This window comes from Bacillus sp. B19-2, assembly GCF_022832475.1.
Taxonomy (GTDB): Bacteria; Bacillota; Bacilli; order Bacillales; family Bacillaceae; genus Bacillus; species Bacillus paralicheniformis.
Genome location: NZ_JALHKQ010000006.1, coordinates 1 through 18,274 on the forward strand (window position 1 = coordinate 1; position 18,274 = coordinate 18,274).

The 18,274-nt window shown below is 47.6% G+C and carries 17 protein-coding genes; 11 read left to right on the forward strand and 6 right to left on the reverse strand.

Annotation, left to right across the window (positions count from 1 at the left end):
• Positions 1-583 precede the first annotated feature (583 nt).
• The 6 genes from MST20_RS18975 (at position 584) to MST20_RS19000 (ending at position 7,494) form a co-directional block, all read left to right on the forward strand.
• The gene (locus tag MST20_RS18975) at positions 584-2,008 is read left to right on the forward strand and encodes a PTS mannitol transporter subunit IIBC (RefSeq protein WP_243944211.1); all 1,425 of its coding nucleotides are present in this window, start codon (positions 584-586) and stop codon (positions 2,006-2,008) included.
• Positions 2,009-2,074: 66 nt separating this feature from the next.
• Entirely contained in the window at positions 2,075-2,515 is a 441-nt protein-coding gene (locus MST20_RS18980; protein WP_020450212.1) for a PTS mannitol transporter subunit IIA, read from the forward strand.
• Positions 2,512-3,651, forward strand: a complete 1,140-nt coding sequence (locus tag MST20_RS18985; RefSeq protein WP_243944212.1) for a mannitol-1-phosphate 5-dehydrogenase — start codon at positions 2,512-2,514, stop codon at positions 3,649-3,651. The genes MST20_RS18980 and MST20_RS18985 overlap by 4 nt, the downstream gene beginning before the upstream one ends.
• Before the next feature lie 259 nt (positions 3,652-3,910).
• Positions 3,911-5,989, forward strand: coding sequence for a BglG family transcription antiterminator (locus MST20_RS18990; RefSeq protein ID WP_243944213.1), 2,079 nt, complete (start codon positions 3,911-3,913; stop codon positions 5,987-5,989).
• Positions 5,990-6,105: 116 nt separating this feature from the next.
• A complete protein-coding gene (locus MST20_RS18995) occupies positions 6,106-6,975 on the forward strand; it encodes an SDR family oxidoreductase (RefSeq protein ID WP_243944214.1) in 870 nt (289 codons plus the stop codon).
• Between the two features lie 15 nt (positions 6,976-6,990).
• Positions 6,991-7,494, forward strand: a complete 504-nt coding sequence (locus tag MST20_RS19000; RefSeq protein WP_243944216.1) for a D-lyxose/D-mannose family sugar isomerase — start codon at positions 6,991-6,993, stop codon at positions 7,492-7,494.
• A 16-nt stretch (positions 7,495-7,510) separates the two neighbouring features.
• On the opposite strand, the gene MST20_RS19005 is transcribed toward MST20_RS19000, so the two are convergent.
• Positions 7,511-7,894, reverse strand: coding sequence for a DUF2283 domain-containing protein (locus MST20_RS19005; RefSeq protein WP_243944218.1), 384 nt, complete (start codon positions 7,892-7,894; stop codon positions 7,511-7,513).
• 84 nt (positions 7,895-7,978) lie between these two features.
• Between MST20_RS19005 and MST20_RS19010 the strand changes: the two genes are divergently transcribed.
• The 3 genes from MST20_RS19010 (at position 7,979) to MST20_RS19020 (ending at position 10,770) form a co-directional block, all read left to right on the forward strand.
• Complete coding sequence (locus MST20_RS19010; protein ID WP_075753916.1) at positions 7,979-8,401, forward strand: pyridoxamine 5'-phosphate oxidase family protein; 423 nt, start codon at positions 7,979-7,981, stop codon at positions 8,399-8,401.
• A gap of 453 nt (positions 8,402-8,854) precedes the next feature.
• Positions 8,855-9,664: a lipid II flippase Amj family protein gene (locus MST20_RS19015; protein WP_243944220.1), complete on the forward strand. Its 810-nt coding sequence runs from the start codon at positions 8,855-8,857 to the stop codon at positions 9,662-9,664.
• 164 nt (positions 9,665-9,828) lie between these two features.
• Positions 9,829-10,770: an LCP family protein gene (locus tag MST20_RS19020; protein ID WP_243944221.1), complete on the forward strand. Its 942-nt coding sequence runs from the start codon at positions 9,829-9,831 to the stop codon at positions 10,768-10,770.
• A gap of 31 nt (positions 10,771-10,801) precedes the next feature.
• Here MST20_RS19020 and MST20_RS19025 read toward each other — a convergent pair whose 3' ends face one another.
• Complete coding sequence (locus tag MST20_RS19025; RefSeq protein ID WP_020450222.1) at positions 10,802-11,095, reverse strand: DUF3817 domain-containing protein; 294 nt, start codon at positions 11,093-11,095, stop codon at positions 10,802-10,804.
• A gap of 84 nt (positions 11,096-11,179) precedes the next feature.
• Positions 11,180-11,590: a carboxymuconolactone decarboxylase family protein gene (locus tag MST20_RS19030; RefSeq protein WP_243944223.1), complete on the reverse strand. Its 411-nt coding sequence runs from the start codon at positions 11,588-11,590 to the stop codon at positions 11,180-11,182.
• 117 nt (positions 11,591-11,707) lie between these two features.
• On the opposite strand from MST20_RS19030, the gene lrpC reads away from it, so the two are divergent.
• Positions 11,708-12,136 (forward strand): transcriptional regulator LrpC, encoded by a 429-nt coding sequence (gene lrpC, locus MST20_RS19035; RefSeq protein ID WP_023857895.1) that lies wholly within the window; start codon positions 11,708-11,710, stop codon positions 12,134-12,136.
• Between the two features lie 70 nt (positions 12,137-12,206).
• Positions 12,207-14,390 (forward strand): DNA topoisomerase III, encoded by a 2,184-nt coding sequence (locus MST20_RS19040; RefSeq protein ID WP_243944318.1) that lies wholly within the window; start codon positions 12,207-12,209, stop codon positions 14,388-14,390.
• Between the two features lie 124 nt (positions 14,391-14,514).
• Here MST20_RS19040 and MST20_RS19045 read toward each other — a convergent pair whose 3' ends face one another.
• From MST20_RS19045 to MST20_RS19055, 3 genes are read right to left on the reverse strand one after another with little or no spacing between them, the layout of a single operon-like run.
• The gene (locus MST20_RS19045; protein ID WP_243944224.1) at positions 14,515-15,498 is read right to left on the reverse strand and encodes a prephenate dehydrogenase dimerization domain-containing protein; all 984 of its coding nucleotides are present in this window, start codon (positions 15,496-15,498) and stop codon (positions 14,515-14,517) included.
• A complete protein-coding gene (gene pabB, locus MST20_RS19050; RefSeq protein ID WP_243944225.1) occupies positions 15,495-17,591 on the reverse strand; it encodes an aminodeoxychorismate synthase component I in 2,097 nt (698 codons plus the stop codon). Before pabB ends, MST20_RS19045 begins: the two co-directional genes overlap by 4 nt.
• On the reverse strand, positions 17,560-17,949 hold the full coding sequence (locus MST20_RS19055) for a chorismate mutase family protein (protein WP_243944226.1): 390 nt from the start codon (positions 17,947-17,949) through the stop codon (positions 17,560-17,562). The genes pabB and MST20_RS19055 overlap by 32 nt, the downstream gene beginning before the upstream one ends.
• Positions 17,950-18,274 lie beyond the last annotated feature (325 nt).

Below are 18,274 nucleotides of genomic sequence, written 5' to 3' on the forward strand. Positions count from 1 at the left end.
GCTGGCGAATTGGACCTGGAAAGGTCCTCATCGCCAGCTTTTTCGTCGAAAAAATAGAACAAAATGGACAAAAATAGGTCGGATCATAGAAATCCGACCTATTTTGTCAACGGTCTGAGACCATTCCAATCAGGAATGGTCTTTTCAGCGTGTCGAGAAACCCTCGCATTCGTTGTCAGGCCTGCGCGTCGGTGCTCACGAATTCCAACATTCGCTGCGCTCCGATGCTCGGCCTTCCTAGACTGCAAGGGTTTTCAATCACGCTGAAAGGGTGACAAAATCCTAAAACTGAAAACCGTTTTAGGATTTTGTCAACAATCTGGAAAGACCATTCCAATCAGGAATGGTCTTTTTTTATGCAATTCTTCAGCGCGCCTTTATTTTCCTCGAGTCGGCCGCGGCAGCCGAAACCAGACTAAAAAATGAAACTATTAAATTTTGTCACACGGCTCCTGCCAAAGTGCCGTTTTCTTTCAATTGAGCAGTCATCTGTAAGCGTTTTAATATAAAGACAAGGAGCCGACATTATTCGACATCATTTTTTTATCAGAGGCTTTAAAGGACAACAAAGGAGGGTTATGAAATGGAAGAAAGACAAAATCCAGATTTCAAAGTAAAGATTCAACGTTTCGGAAGCTATTTGAGCGGAATGATCATGCCGAATATCGGTGCATTTATCGCATGGGGGATCATTACCGCCCTGTTTATTCCGACGGGATGGATGCCGAATGAAGCGCTTGCTTCATTGGTTGATCCGATGATCAAATTTTTGCTGCCGCTCTTGATCGGATACACGGGCGGTAAGATGGTGTACGACCACCGCGGAGGCGTCGTCGGTGCGACTGCGGCGATGGGCGTTATTGTCGGCGCGGACATTCCGATGTTCCTCGGCGCGATGATCATGGGGCCGCTGGGCGGCTTCCTGATGAAATTGACGGACAGGCTTTTCAAAGATAAGGTCCGTTCCGGATTTGAAATGCTGATCAACAACTTTACAGCCGGAATTCTCGGTTTCATTTTGGCAGTGCTCGGCTTTCTTGCGATCGGTCCGGTGGTGCTCGGCTTGAACAAAACATTGGCGGCCGGCGTGGAAGTGATCGTCAATGCGAATCTGCTTCCATTGGCAAGTATTTTTGTAGAGCCTGCGAAAGTTCTTTTCCTTAACAATGCGATTAACCACGGTATTTTGAGCCCGATTGGTATTGAACAGGCCGCCCAGACAGGAAAATCGATTTTATTCCTTTTGGAGGCGAACCCAGGTCCGGGTCTCGGGATTCTTTTAGGTTACATGATGTTCGGAAAAGGCACATCAAAGCAGACCGCACCGGGCGCTGCAGTGATTCACTTCCTTGGCGGGATTCACGAAATTTATTTCCCTTACATTCTGATGAAACCGCTGTTAATCCTGGCTGCAATAGCGGGCGGAGCGAGCGGTGTGCTGACATTCTCCATCTTTAATGCGGGGCTGGCGGCTGTTCCTTCACCGGGAAGCATTATTGCGGTGCTGGCGATGACGCCGAAAGGCAACCACATCGGTGTGATCCTTGGTGTTCTCGTCGCGGCAGCCGTTTCATTCATTGTCGCTTCTTTGATTTTGAAAACGTCTAAAGCCGGCGAAGAAGATTTAACAGCAGCAGCAGAAAAAATGCAGCAAATGAAAGGGAAGAAGAGCCAAGCCGTTTCCGCGTTGACTTCGGCTGATGAAGCGGAAGAATCAGAGGCAACTTACGAAAATGTCGGCAAGATTATTTTCGCGTGTGATGCCGGAATGGGCTCCAGTGCGATGGGGGCATCCATTTTGAAAAACAAAGTCAAAAAAGCAGAACTCGATATCGACGTATCCAATACATCGATCAATAATCTGCCGGGAGATGCCGACATCGTCATCACGCATAAAGACTTAACGGAACGCGCAAAAGCGAAGCTTCCAAACGCCAGACACATATCGGTGGAAAATTTCCTTAACAGTCCAAAATACGATGAACTGATCAATCAGCTAAAAAAGTAAAGTTTGAGAACCCGTGAGCCTGTCAATCAGGCTCACACAATATGTATGAAAGAGAGTGATTTCCCAATGAAACCAGTACTTGCAAAAGAAAACATTCATCTCAATCAATCTGCCGCAACGCAGGAAGAAGCGATCAGGCTGGCCGGAAAGGCGCTGGTTGACGCCGGCTATGTGACCGCGGATTATATCGAGAAAATGTTGGAGAGGGAAGGCCTCACTTCCACTTACATGGGGAACGCAATCGCCATTCCGCATGGTACGGAAGACAGCAAGCGCGATGTTCTTCATTCCGGAATATCCGTGATCCAGCTTCCGGAAGGTGTTGAATACGGCGATGGCAATATCGCTAAAGTGATTTTTGGCATTGCCGGGAAAAATGATGAGCATTTGGAGATTTTGTCAAAGATTGCGATCGTTTGCTCAGAAGCGGACAATGTCGAACGGATCATCAATGCGAAAAATGAAGACGAGTTAATGGCGGTTTTTGAAGAAGGTGACCAAATATGATTGCACTGCATTTCGGTGCGGGGAACATCGGCCGCGGATTTATCGGAGCCTTGCTCTGCAAATCGGGGTATGATGTCGTGTTCGCCGATGTAAACGATGCCGTGATCAAGGAACTGAACGACAAGGGCCGCTATATCGTCGAATTGGCCGACGCTGGAAGAGAGCAGGAAACGATTGGCCCGGTTCGGGCGATCAACAGTGCGACCCAGCTTGACGAATTGTATGATTTGATAGCGAAAGCCGACCTTCTCACCACAGCGGTGGGTCCTGCGGTGCTTAAATTGATCGCAGAGCCGATTGCAGAAGGTTTGAAGCGTCGGATGAAAATAAATACCCAGCCTTTAAATATTATAGCTTGCGAGAATATGATCGGAGGCAGCGCTCATCTACGCGAGGAGATTTTTGCCCGCTTAACTGAAACAGAGCGCGCCGCAATCAGCGATTCAGTCGGCTTTCCGAACTCGGCAGTCGACAGAATCGTGCCGATCCAGCATCATGATGATCTGTTGAAAGTAACGGTGGAGCCTTTTTTCGAATGGGCCGTCGATCAAACGGAATTCGCCGGAAAAGTGCCGGATATTGAGGGTGTGACATATGTACCGGATCTCGCGCCATTCATCGAAAGAAAGCTGTTTACGGTCAATACCGGACATGCCATGGCGGCGTATGCCGGCTATAAGAAAGGTTTGAAGACGATAAAAGACGCCATTCATCACCCTGAGGTCCGCCAAACGGTGGCAGGCGCGCTTGAAGAAACAGGCCGGTACCTTGTTCAAACATACGATTTTACACAGGAAGAGCACCGGGCATATATGGAAAAAATTATCGGGCGCTTTGAAAATGAATGCCTATCAGACGACGTCACCCGTGTGGCCAGGTCGCCGCTTCGCAAGCTTGGCATGGATGACCGTCTTGTCGGCCCGGCCAGGAAGCTTTGCGACCTCGGCTTTGAACCTGTTCGCCTTGCAGAAGGTATTGCCTTGGCGCTGCAGTTTGATTGTGTCGATGATCCGGAAGCCGTTCAGCTTCAAAGCATGATCGCTGAAAAAGGCTATGAAGGGGCGCTTCGGGACGTATGCGGACTAAAAGAGGATCATTCTTTATTCAAACTGGTGATCAGCCATTTGAAAGCATAGTTTCAGATAGAATCGGGAAAAGTTCGGCAGCCGGGCGGGGGCTGCCGAAACAGAATGTATGAACAGGGCGGCGCAGATGCAACCTAACCTTGAAACATCAGCTGGGGCTGATGTTTCTTCACTTCTAGAAGATTTTAATAAAAATTTAATTAGTTCGAATTGAAGATTTCTTAACAGCGTTTTATGATAGGGATACCGTTTCAACCGCCGGACCCCCCTTTCACTCCCGCAAAAACGACAACATCGGAGGCGGCGTTTTATGTATATGACAGCAAGGGAACAAAAATTGATGAAATATCTTTTGCATCAAAACCGTTATGTCAAGGTCAATGAAATTGCCGACTATATTGAAGTCAGCACAAGAACGATCCACCGCGAGCTCAAAGCGGTTAAATCCGTTCTGGACAAGTACAGTCTTCAGCTTGATAAGCAGCCGGGAAAAGGCTTGAAACTGGTCGGAGCCTACGGAGACAAACAGCGGCTTCTTGAAGATCTGTCCCGGGACAGCCATGTCGAATACAGTGCCGATGAACGAAAGCTTTTGATTTTATGCGCGATGCTTGAAGCGGGAGAGCCGATCAAACTTTATACAATCGCCAATGACTTGCAGGTGACGACGGCAACGATCAGCAACGATCTTGACGAGCTGGAGAAGTGGATCGCTCCGTTCGGCCTGTCGCTGATCAGAAAAAGAGGCTACGGCATAGAGCTGAGGGGGCCGGAGGATGCCAAGCGAAAAATCGTCGGAAACTTGATGGCCGACAAGCTCGATGTTCAGCAGTTTCTGGAAACGATTGAAATGAACATTAAAGGCAAGAACGAAGCGCCGGAGAAAATATTCGGTGTCGTCAGCAGGGGGAAATTGCTGAAAGCGGAAAAAGTGCTGTTTCAGATGAAAGAAAAGTATGAACTTTCCCTTTCCGACAGTGCATACATCGCTCTCGTCGTCCACTTGACGTTTGCGATCGAGCGGATACAGCTCGGTGAAATGATCAATATGAATGAAGAAGAATTGACGGACCTGAAGCGTACGAAAGAGTTTGAACTGGCGATTGCGCTTGCAAAGGCGCTTGAAGATGCGTTTCACGTCAAGATCCCTGAAGCTGAGACGGGGTATATTACGATGCATTTAAGAAGTGCCAACAAAAGCTTCAAAATCGACTACAGAGCGGAAGATATCGAGCTGGATACCGCGCTCAGGACGAAAAAGCTGATCGATTTCATCTCGCAAAAAACGGGCACGAATTTAACAGGCAACCATTCGCTTTATGAAGGATTAATCGCCCACCTTGAACCGGCGATCATCCGGATCAAAGAAAAGATGTCAGTGCATAATCCGTTAACAGAACAGGTCAAAAAAGATTATTTTCTCTTATATATGGCCATAGAGGAAGGCGTCGAAACATTTTTTCCGGAAATCCGGTTCCCAGATGAAGAAATTGCTTTTATCGTCCTTCACTTTGGATCGGCGCTTGAGATGAGCAAACAAAAAGTAGACATCAGCGCGCTCGTGATTTGTTCGAGCGGAATCGGTTCATCAAAGATGCTGGCCTCGCGGCTGAAAAAAGAGCTTCCTGAAATCGCTTCCTTTGAGATATCCTCGCTGATGGAGCTGAAATCGAAAAATACCGGTGCCTATGACATCATCGTTTCAACCGTGCCGATCCCATATGAAAACATTGACTGCGTCACCGTCAGTCCGCTCCTTGACACAGAAGATGTGAAACAGATCAAACACCAGCTCACCCGGAAAATCCCGCTTATCCTTCGGAAAAAGCGGATGGCTCCCAAAAAACCGGAGCCGTTTCCCGATATGCTTCAAATTGCACGGAAAATCGGCCATTACGCAGCCGGCATTCAACATTTACTGAGCCATTTTACAGTTGAAACGCTGGAAGCTGAATCAAGCCTGGAACATACGGTCAAACGTATTTGCAGCACCCTTGAAGATCAAGGTCTGGTTACAGATGCAGGACAGATGGCCGGCGGGCTGATGGCAAGAGAAGCACAGGGGGGCCTCGGCATTCCCGGAACCACCTTCGCACTGTTCCATTTAAAAAGCGAAGCGGCCGCGATTCCCCTCTTTAAAGCTTATGATCTGTCCAAACCGTTCGAGATCAAAGGGATGGACGGAAGCGCCATGAAGATGACGCGGATGCTCATCATGCTGGCGCCGGCCGATCTGTCTCCGGAAGGTTCCGAGATTTTGAGCTTGATCAGCTCTTCGATGATTGAAAGTGATGAGAGTATAAAAGCGTACCAGACCGGAGACCGCGAGCAGCTGTACGGCAGGCTGAACGTGTTGTTTCACCGGTTTATACAGGATAAAGAGTGGTAAAAGCCAAGCCCCGGTCACCCCGGGGCTTTCTTCATTTTTCGCGCACACGGTCATGTTTAAACAAAAATTTCTCCGGTTAAAAGTCTAGTAACATCAGCTAAAGGGAGGAATCACAAATGGATTTGCGCAATCAGCAGACAAACGGACAGCCGGCACAGACGCAAGACCGTCAACCCGGCATCGAAAGTGTCATGAACCCGCGTCCGATCTATGAAAATGAAAATGACAAAGGGACGGATAAATTAAAAGGAAAGGTCGCGCTGATCACAGGAGGCGACAGCGGAATCGGCAGGGCAGTTGCCGTTGCCTATGCTAAAGAAGGTGCGGACATCTCGATCGTCTATTTAAATGAACACGAGGACGCTCAAGAGACGAAAGCCCGGGTTGAAAAAGAAGGCGTCAAATGCCTGCTGCTTCCCGGAGACGTCAGAGACGAAGCATTTTGCAATGACGCGGTTGAACAGACTGTAAAAGAGCTGGGCCGTCTTGATATTCTTGTCAATAATGCGGCCGAACAGCATCCTAAAGACAGCATTAAAGAGATTTCCAGTGAACAGCTTGAGAAAACATTTAAAACAAATTTCTTCTCTTATTTCTACTTTACAAAAAAAGCGATCGATTATTTGGAGCCGGGCAGCGCGATCATCAATACAACATCGATCAACCCTTACCGGGGCAATCCGCAGCTGATTGACTACACGGCAACAAAAGGTGCGATCAATGCGTTTACAAGATCGATGTCACAGGCGCTCGTCAAAGACGGCATCCGCGTCAATGCCGTTGCACCCGGACCGATTTGGACGCCGCTGATCCCGTCAACATTTTCAGGGGAGGAAGTGGCGAAGTTCGGTACAGATACCCCGATGGGCCGTCCAGGTCAGCCGGTGGACCATGTGGGCTGCTATGTGCTTTTAGCATCTGACGATTCTTCGTATATGACAGGGCAGACCCTCCACGTCAACGGCGGAGACTTTATCACGACATAAAAGGGGGAAGCTCGTGTGAAGGTGACAAAGGAAGACGTAATCGAATACTACGAAAAAGCGGGCATCGCGCTGAGCGACGATGATAAAAAAAACATCCAAATCATGGACTACGGATTAAATAAGCTGAATAAGCTGGGGCTCCAGCTGTTCGTCTATGTTAACACAGACCGCTACTGCGCCAAAGAGCTTGTATTATTCCCTGAACAAACATGCCCCGAACACCGGCATCCTCCCATAGACGGGCAGGAAGGGAAGGAAGAGACATTCAGGTGCAGATACGGAAAAGTGTATTTGTATGTAGAAGGAGAAAAAACGGAAGTCCCAGCCGTTCTGCCGCCGCACGAGGATATCGAGCATTTCACCGTTTGGCACGAAATTCAGCTCACACCCGGCGAACAGTACACGATTCCGCCGGATACGAAACATTGGTTCAAAGCGGGGAGTGAGGGTGCTGTGGTTACGGAGTTTTCTTCAACAAGCACCGATGATCACGATGTGTTCACAGACCCGAGAATTTAGCGAATGGGAGCCGCTCTCATTCGCTTTTTTCCGTCCGGTCAAGCACATCAAAGCCGATGAAGCGCTGTCCGTCATAATCGGCAAAATAAAATTGAACACCGTTCACACAAAGTGTTTTGACGGCTTCCTGTGCCGTCGCTCGAAACCGCTGAACGCGGGCGCCGTTTAGGAAAGCCGGTTCAAGTTTGTGTTTTCTGCCGGTCAGCGTTCCAAGCCGCGCGATTTCCGGAGCCGCCTTCCCTGGAAATTCGACACCGATAATCCGCTGATGGCGGTCAAAGTCTGCAGCCAAAGCCGTGTTACCGATATCATCGGTTGCTGCGGCAGATCCGGAACGGTTTTCCGTTAAAGCAATGTAGCCCATATCAGCCTCCGCATCAAACGATATGAAAATATTCACGTCAAAAACCTCCATTCAATTGTTTAATATACAAGACATTGTGGAAAAGTAACAGTGGAGACGATACAAAGGAGGGAACTCAAAATGGATCAGCAGCAATTGAAGAACAAGGTGCTCGACATTCTCGATCATCATAAAATCGGTTCGCTTGCAACGGTCGAAAGCGGCAAGCCTCATTCCCGCTACATGACCTTTTTCCACGACGGGCTGACGCTTTATACACCGACAAGCGATGAGACGCACAAGGCGGAAGAAATTGATAACAACCCGAACGTCCATGTGCTGTTGGGTTATAACGGTGAAGGATTAGGCGATGCATACTTAGAAATCACAGGTACGGCAAAGCTCAACCATTCTCAGGATTTAAAGGACAAAATCTGGGATGAAAGGCTTGAGCGATGGTTTGACGGAAAGGACGATCCGAACTTAACCGTGCTTGAGATTGAGCCTTCGGAAATCAGACTGATGAATGAAGGCGAAAGCACCCCGGTCACACTTGATCTGTAGCCCGCTGTGCTCTGTCAGTTTGTCATGAAGGACGAACTGTAGTATAATAAAAAACAGGAACACGCAAAAGAGCAAATAAATGGAAAGTAGACTTCTTTTTTCTTTCTTAGAAGATACTGATTTCTTCCTCTGACCCGCCCCTAACAGGATAGAGGGAAAAAAGACTTTTTGTTTCACAATTCACACTGGCGCGGCTTCGGAGCCGTAAGGACGAATGAGAGGTAGGGCTTTCGTTGTCTTGTATCAGAAATTCCATGGTGTTTACTTTCAACTCGGAACGATAGATGCTGATCTTTTACGAAATTCAAATGACCGCCTTTGGCAGCGGATAGATTTATTTGCTCGAATAAATATGATAATTGAGACCGCTTCGGCTTTTGCCGGGGCGGTTTTTGATTTGCCGAAACGTTTGCGTTTTGAAAACAGTCTTACCTATAGACTGGAGGAAAGAAAATGGACTTTTTGACATCTAAGGTACTATTGATTTTTTGTTTTCTGTTGCTGATCCATTCCATCGAAACGCTTGCATATGCCGCCCGTCTGTCAGGCGCGAGAGTCGGATTTATCGCATCGGCGCTGTCATTATTTAATGTGATGGTCATCGTCTCGAGAATGTCAAACATGGTTCAGCAGCCTGTGACGGGGAAGCTTGTCGATGTTGCGGGTGCGGACGCACTTTCCCTCGTCGGCAGCCAATTTCGGTTTTTAATCTTTGGTTCAACCGTCGGCACCATTTTCGGAATGCTGCTTCTGCCGACGTTCGTCGCCGTATTTTCGAGAGCGATTGTTCATTTGGCAGGGGAAAAAGGCTCCGTTTTGCAAGTGTTTCGCAAGGCGTTCTCAAAAAATATCTTCAAGCATGCCAAGCATTATGCGAAAAGACCGAGCCTGGAATATGTGAGAGACTTTCGGTTCCGCTATATACCGAAGCGGCTGTTTGTCTTGAACATGGCCATCACGGCGATTTATACAATCGGTGTTCTTGCCGCTCTTTATGCGGGCGTCCTCGTGCCCGAAAGGCATACGACCGCGGTGATGGCTTCCGGCCTTGTCAACGGGGTTGCGACGATGCTGCTGGCGCTGTTTGTCGATCCGAAGGTTTCCGTACTTGCAGATGACGTAGCAAAAGGGAGGCGGAGCTACACCTATTTGAAATGGGCTTCGATTACGATGGCAACATCGAGGGTGGCCGGGACGATTTTTGCCCAAGTTCTGTTTATCCCGGCTTCTTACTATATCGCATGGATGACGAAGTGGATGTAGTCGATTTTTGACGAAAAGAACAAAATTCGATCATTTTTCTTTCGAAACGAAACAAATGAAAACAAAATGTTATCTTTTTCGACAGGATTAGACGGCTTGATCTTTCTTTTATTAATTGCCCGCTGTTTGATCCTGTGATAGTCTTATGTGTGGCGGTGATAAAAGTGGAGAGGGTTAGAGTAAGAGTAAGAAAACCGAAAAGAAAAAGGCGAAAAATCATAAAGCGCCTGTTTACCTTAATGTTGCTGGTTCTCATAGCAGCAGCGGGTTATACCTACTTTGAATACAAAAAAGGCTTATCCGAATCTGACGGAGATTTTAAAGAAGACGGTCAGTTTGAATTTAACGGGGAAGGCTCTGATCTTGATGAAGTGAACATCCTCGTTCTAGGGATCGATTCAAGAGGGGAAGACCATTCAAGGTCTGACTCGATGATGGTGATCCATTATAATAAAAAGCAGAAACAGCCTAAATTGATCTCGATTATGCGGGACAGCTATGTCGACATCCCCGGGTATGACAAGCAAAAAGTCAACGCGGCTTATGCATACGGAGGCCCGGAACTCGTCAGAAAAACATTAAAAGAATCCTTTGATTTGGACATTAACTATTACGCCATCATCGATTTTAAAGGTTTTGCCAAAATCGTGGATGCGGTGGCGCCTGACGGCATCGAAGTCGACGTTCCGAAAAAAATGTCGTACGGAATCGGGATGACACTGCAGCCGGGAAAACAAATTCTTCACGGTGATAGGCTGCTGGGCTATGTCCGGTTCAGGCATGACAGAGAAAGCGATTTTGGACGGGTCAGAAGACAGCAGGAAATCTTTTCAGAGCTTCAAAAAGAAGCGATGAGCATCGGAAATATCGCCCAGCTTCCGAAGCTGTGGGGGCTCGTCGATCCTTATATTGAAACAAACATTCCGAACGGCGTCATATTCTCCCTCGGCAAAGACTTTTTGCTCGGAAGCGTAAAAGAAACCAAAAGCTTCAGGCTCCCGGTTGACGGATCATTCACGAACAAAGACGATCCAACATACGGGGCGGTCCTCGATTTAGACCTTGAACAAAACAAGGAAGAGCTGAAACGCTTTTTAAATGAGTGATCAAAAAATCCGCCGGGTTTCCCGGCGGATTTTACTGATCATATTTTTTTAGTCCCCGGTCATAAAGGAAATTGCCGAACGGAACAAATGCGGCCACAAGACCGGCAGCCGGCCATTTCACAGACCACCTCAGCACAAAAGTCGCATACAACAGAACAAACAAATACAAAATAAACAATCCGCCGTGGAGCGATCCGACAATCGTAACGGCCATCGGATAATCCGCCCAATATTTAAGCGGCATGGCGATAAACAGCAGGATTAAAAGCGACATGCCTTCAATAAAACCCATCAACCGAAGGCGGCCAATCGGCGTTTGCAGCATAGCATACCTCCTGTGGAGTGATAGTCTACCTTTATACTATAAACCAAAAGGGGACAAATATGACAGGTTTTTTCTCCGTTGAATTTATGCGTCTGCCGGAAGCTTCATTAAAGCGCCGAAATATTGCTGGGCAGTCGTAAAACAAATAAATGCGGTCAATTCCGTTATTTCTTCTTCTGAAAACACTTCTTTTAAAACATCAAACTGCCTGTCTGACACGCGCTCCCTCTGCGCCAAAAAGACCTCTGCAAACCCCATCGCAAAGCTCGTTTTCTGCTGATTCGGGATCCCGGGTTTCCCCTTGGCCCTGCAATATTCGCATCCGTTTCCCTGAGCCAGCACGCGGCGCACCTGCTCCTTCAGTTCCTTTGATAAAAAGCCGTCTCCTGACAGTTCCTCAGCTAAAGCCGTCCAGTTTGACATCAGGCTTTCAGAGTGTCCGAGCAGCCGCTGAAACGGCGTCTCTCCTCTGTCTGAAAAATTGATTCTTGTCATATGATGATCACCTCTTCATAATCATATATAAGCAGAAGTGAAAAATGAATTTCGAACGAAAGAATTTTCATGATAATATTAAAGTAATGAAATAGAATGAAGGGAATAAAGTTACATATGAAAATTGATGACCTCGATTTTAAAATCATAGCTGAATTAAAGAAAGACAGCCGTTTATCGATGCGGGAGCTGGGCAGAAAGATCAGCCTTTCCGCGCCGTCTGTGACCGAAAGAGTCAGGCGGCTCGAATCGTTCGGCGTCATTAAAAAATATACGCTTGACATCGATTACCAAAAGGTCGGTCTTCCCGTATCCTGCATCATTGAAGCAACGGTGAAAAACGGGGAATACGAAAGGTTTAAAGCGTATATCGAACGCCTCCCGAACATTGAATTCTGCTACCGGATCGCGGGAGCCGCCTGCTATATGCTGAAAATCAATGCAGAGAGCCTGGCGCAGATCGAAGCGTTTATCAATGAAACATCACCATATGCGCAAACCGTGACACACGTCATTTTTTCTGAAATTGAAATAAAGGAATCGTGAACATTAGAGATGCATTTGTATCATCTGTTATAATAAAAGGATGCATGAACAAGAAAGTGATGTGATGGACTTGTCTAAAACAGTCGTTTTAGCAGAAAAACCTTCAGTCGGCCGTGACTTGGCCCGCGTGCTGAAGTGTCATAAAAAAGGAAACGGATATCTTGAAGGCGACCGCTATATCGTGACATGGGCGCTCGGCCATCTGGTCACATTGGCGGACCCTGAAGGATACGGAAAGGAATTCCAGTCTTGGCGGCTTGAAGATCTGCCGATCATCCCCGAGCCTTTAAAGCTCGTCGTCATCAAAAAGACCGGAAAGCAGTTTCAGGCGGTTAAATCGCAGCTGATCAGAAAAGATGTCAAAGACATCGTCATTGCAACAGATGCCGGCCGGGAAGGCGAGCTTGTCGCCCGCTGGATCATCGATAAAGCAAAGGTCACGAAGCCATTGAAGCGCCTGTGGATTTCGTCGGTCACAGACAAAGCGATCAAAGACGGATTTAAAAACTTAAAGAACGGCAAAGACTTTGAAAACCTCTACCATTCAGCCGTGGCTCGAGCTGAAGCCGATTGGATCGTCGGCATCAACGCGACAAGGGCGCTGACAACGAAATTCAACGCCCAGCTTTCCTGCGGACGCGTACAGACGCCGACATTGGCGATGATCGCGAAAAGAGAGGAAGATATCAAGAACTTTAAACCCGTCCCTTATTTCGGCTTGCGTGCAGCGGTTGATGGTATGACGCTGACGTGGCAGGACAAAAAGACGAAGCAGACCCGCACGTTCAACGCGTCTGTGACCTCACAGCTTGCAGGAGCGTTGCAAGGCAAACCGGCCGCCATCGCCGACTTGAAAAAAACGGCGAAAAAAAGCTTTGCCCCCGGTCTGTATGATCTGACCGAGCTGCAGAGGGACGCCCATAAACGCTTCGGATTTTCCGCAAAAGAAACGCTGTCCGTTTTGCAGAAGCTCTATGAGCAGCACAAGCTTGTCACCTATCCGCGGACGGACTCAAGATTTCTTTCCAATGACATCGTCCCTACGCTGAAAGACCGTTTGGAAGGCATGCAGGTGAAGCCTTATGCTCAGCATGTGGCCCGGATCTTAAAGCGTGGCGTTAAAGCCAATAAAAGCTTTGTCAACGATGCGAAAGTATCCGATCACCACGCGATTATTCCGACGGAAGAGCCGCTTGCGCTCGGCGCGTTAAGCGAAAAGGAAAGAAAGCTTTACGATTTGATCGCGAAGCGCTTCCTCGCCGTTTTAATGCCGCCGTTTGAATATGAAGAAACTAAAGTGTTTGCCGAAATCGGCGGAGAAACCTTTACGGCAAAAGGGAAAACCGTTCAGTCGCAAGGCTGGAAAGCGGTGTACGATTTCGCAGACGAAGATGATGACGAGGAAGAAAAGGATCAAACCCTGCCAAAACTCGCAAAAGGCGACACGCTGTCCGTCCGGTCTTTGACAGAGACGAAGGGTGAAACAAAACCGCCGGCGCGGTTTAATGAAGGAACATTGCTGTCTGCGATGGAGAATCCGGCCGCATTTATGCAGGGAGAAGAAAAAAACCTTGTGAAAACTCTCGGAGAGACGGGCGGACTTGGGACAGTCGCAACACGCGCCGACATTATCGAAAAGCTGTTCAACACGTTCCTGATCGAGAAAAAAGGAAAAGATATTTACATTACTTCAAAAGGAAAACAGCTCCTTGAGCTTGTTCCGTCAGATTTAAAATCTCCTGCCCTCACCGCCGAATGGGAGCAGAAGCTTTCAGGCATTGCGAAAGGAACACTGAAATCCTCCGCCTTCATCAAAGAAATGAAGGAGTACGCAAAGCAGACGATCAGAGAAATCAAAAGCAGCAATCAAACGTTTAAGCACGACAATATCACAGGGACGCATTGCCCTGACTGCGGAAAACTGATGCTGAAAGTAAACGGCAAACGCGGCACAATGCTCGTCTGCCAGGACAGGGAGTGCGGCCACCGCAAAACAGTCGCCAAACAGACGAACGCCCGCTGCCCGAACTGCCATAAGCGTATGGAACTGCGCGGACACGGAGAAGGCCAGACATTCGCCTGCGTCTGCGGCCACAGAGAAAAGCTCTCCGTTTTCGAAAAGCGCAGGGCAAAAGACAAAAATTCAAAAGCATCAAAACGCGATGTACACTCCTACTTGAAAAAGCAAAACAAGGATGAGCCGATCAACAACGCGCTCGCCGAACAGCTGAAGAAGCTGAAGCTTGATCAATAATCAGCAGACAGCCTGCCGAAAACGGCAGGCTGTTTTAATGTGACCAAATATCATCAAAACTAGCTGTTATGAAGAAGAACTTGTCAGTGAAAAAGTCGCGAATCTACACGGCATTTTCATACTTCTATTTGTCCCGGAAAGCTGTTCCCTGTTCTAAGGAATCAGTTGTTTTTAAAATCCTTGATTCTACTCTATTAACCGGGTGGTTGGTTTGGCTGTGCTTTCCCTCCTTTGGTGCGATTGGACCTTCAAAGATACTAGCACAGAGATCTTGATAATGGGCTATTTCAGATCCAAATACCTCCCGGGATTTACGCAGCAGTTCGGTGAATACGGACTGATCCCTCATCGATTCATTCAACGATGCAACTGCTTCAGCCAGTGCGGCACGGGCCGTCATTGCTTGGTGGTTCACGGATTGGACGTCCCAATACACATCCGGTGTTCCAGAACTAATCCGTGCCAGTAGCGCAAGCATAGTTGCATGCGGAGGAGGGGCAAGGGAACTAAGTTTTGCGATGTCAACATCTAATTCTGCGAGCGCCAATCCAAAGGTGAGTATCGCTGAATGAGTGAGTGCCTGCATAGCCGCGGCCAATTGATCATGCTCCTCAGCTTCTAATAGCACCGGACGGCCTTTCCAATCTAAAATCATCTGAATCAAATGACTTCCTTTAGGCCCGTCGTTTTGAACGATGACAGCTACCGGTCTACCCGCGATACTAAGACTGGGAGCAAACATAGGGTTAAGACCTATGCTTTCGAAAGGCAAACCGAAAGCGTGTATTTTTTTAAATATGGGTGACTGGACAGAAAGAGTGTGCGCCAAGAGAGAATCAGGCTTCATTAACGCCCCGACAACTTTTACTGCTTGAAGAGCCGCGGTCTCTGGTAAAGCGAGCATCACCATGTCCGCCTTCTGAATAATATCTTTGGCCTCTGGAGTCGGAACAGTGATGTCACACTTCTTGAATTGTCGACGAACAGAAGGAGGCTTCTTATCGATAATACATACTTCAACACCCGATCCTTCAAGGAGGTCTGCAAACATCCCGCCAACGCCGCCGGCTCCCCCCGCAATCACACACTGCCTTATTTCCTGACTCATCTTGAACCTCCCACTGCAGAGAGTTCCGCTGCTGCGATGGCTGAGACCATTGCTCGCGCTTTAACCTGAGTTTCTTTGAACTCCTCTTCTGGATCTGACAATGCTACGATCGCTCCTCCGACACCAAAAGTCGCCTTGTCATCGGTCACAACAACTGTGCGGATAACAATGCTAAGATCCGCAGCGCCACTCAGTCCAAACCAGCCGAGGCTGCCCGAGTAGACACCGCGGGGGCCATCCTCGAGCCTGTCTATGATTTCCATCGTTCGAATTTTCGGAGCACCGGTCATCGAACCGCCTGGAAAAGCAGCACGGACGCAATCAACCGTTGATTTGTCCGGACGTATAGTGCCGCGAATCGTCGAGATCAACTGGTGGACTGGTGCATATGTTTCTACATCGAACAGCTTAGGTACATGAACAGATCCTATTTCACAAACAGTGTTAAGGTCATTTCTGACTAAGTCAACGATCATTAAGTTCTCTGCGAGATCTTTTTCATCACTTAGTAACTCATTTCGTAATTGATGATCTTCAGCAGAAGTCCTGCCTCTCATACGAGTACCCTTGATCGGTTTGGACTCAATGATACGATCAGCACTGATTGAGAGGAACCGTTCCGGAGAGGCACTTAGTACTGCCGCATCCGCAAAGTTTAAAAATGCCCCATAGGGAACCGGACTGATTCTTCGCAGGTGCGTATACGTAATCCAAGGATCTATAGGGGTATTAACAGTTGCGGAATTAGTCAAGCATATCTCATAGGATTCACCATTGCGGATTTCTTCTAAGCAATTGTTGATCAGTTGAAGATAAGAAGTCCGGTTATGCCGAAACTCGATTGGGATATTGTGGTCTGGCACGGATGTAAGGACTGAATCCTTGTCCGAATCGTTTGCTGCAGCAGGAATGTCATCCAAGATTCGCTCTGCAGCGTTTAGCCAGTTGAGTGCTTGCTTATCCTCATCCCCAGTCGAAAGACACAACAGATAGGCTTCCTGTTCAAGATGATCAAAAACAAGCATGCGGTCTGCGAAAAGCAAGGCCGCATCAGGAATCTCAGATTGATACCGGCTGCTCCCGCAAGTTTCAACTTTTAGCTCATAGCCAATGTAACCCACATAGCCGAGATTGAATTCAAAGGGAAGGCCTTTCGGAGCAGATGTTGCCCGACGGCGGATTTGCTCATCAAGATAATCAAAAAATGACTGTTCAATGAACTCCGTCTCTTGACCCGAACGTTGTACTTTTACAACACCCTCTGCTACGCTATAGGTTATATATTCAGCATTCTCTCCGGCACCATCGCCAAGATAGGAAAATCGTGACAAGCCTTCGATGACACTGCTGCTGTCAAGCCAGAATCCATGAGGTGCATCAGCAAATAGTGTCTGGTAACTTAACTGAGCGTCAGGAAATCCCGATAATTTTCGAAAATGAATCCGGTAGAAATCGCTTTTAGATTGGGAAGGCTCCTTTAATTTGGGAGACGGTCTTGATCGTTCAGTGCGCTTCGGAGTCAGGTCTCGAAAGTTGGCAAGCAACTCGTGCCCATAATGACTGCAGATTGACTCGGGGTGGAATTGCACACCCCAAATCGGCAGATGGCGGTGTCGAAGCCCCATAATCAACTTATCTTTTGTCCAGGCAATCGCTTCCACATCATCACCCAGATCAGTAACGACAAGGGAGTGATAGCGTACGACAGAGAACTCAGGCGGAAGCCCGTCAAAGATATCAACCCCTGAATGGTGAATGACTGATGTTCGTCCATGCATGGGCTCAGAAGCGTGGTTCACCTTTCCGCCAAACAAATGAGCTATACCTTGATGTCCAAGACAGACTCCGAGAACTGGCAGCTTAGCTTCTTGAATAACAGTTGCATTAATACCAAAGTCCTCAACCCGTTCCGGTCGACCGGGGCCTGGGGAGATCACGATGTTGTCAATCTCATCAATCGGCACTTGTGACCAGTCTACATCATGACGGACAACGATTGGCGGTCGGCCATTTACTTCGCCGATCAATTGATAGAGGTTGTAAGTGAATGAATCATAGTTGTCAATTAGAAGTGTTTGTATCCCTGCCCCCATTAAACAATTCCTCCCTTTTTCTTTTTTGCCCGGCCAGGCTTGAAGAAATGTCCTGTCTGCGATTTTCTGAATTATCAATGACGATATCCTCAACCCTGCACGTTTCAGAAATAATGAGCTCATAAAGGTTACGCAAAAACTCTTGACTTAGACCATTCTCGTCAGCGTATCGAGCTGCCCGTTCCTGGACAAAGTTAATTCGGTGCGGCTGCATCATCGGAATATGATACTCGCGTTTGTATAATCCAATCTTAATGCAGCATTCTAAACGTGCTTTCAATGTATCCAACAGTTGTTCATCAATACGATCAAGTTTGACACGCAGGCCCTCAAGCCCCTTTTCTATTTCTGATAACATGTAAATGCCTCCAATTCTAAATTCTTTTGATAAAAGAGAGGGACTTTACCTTGACGATCCGCGTCTCTCCTTTTCACCCGAAACTTAGACTATGAAGTATACGGTTGATAAGATAGGAAGATTTGAATGTTTCGACTATAGTTTCTATGAAATTACCTTCAGATCGCAACAACCGAATCTCGAAGACCACAGCACTTGAAACTGACAATCTGCAGCATTATGAATACCTAACGTGCCGAGGAGACTCAACAAGCGGATTGAGCTTGTCGTGTATCCACATTCATAGACCAGCTTGTCCTTCTAAAATGGAGTAACCTTGATACAA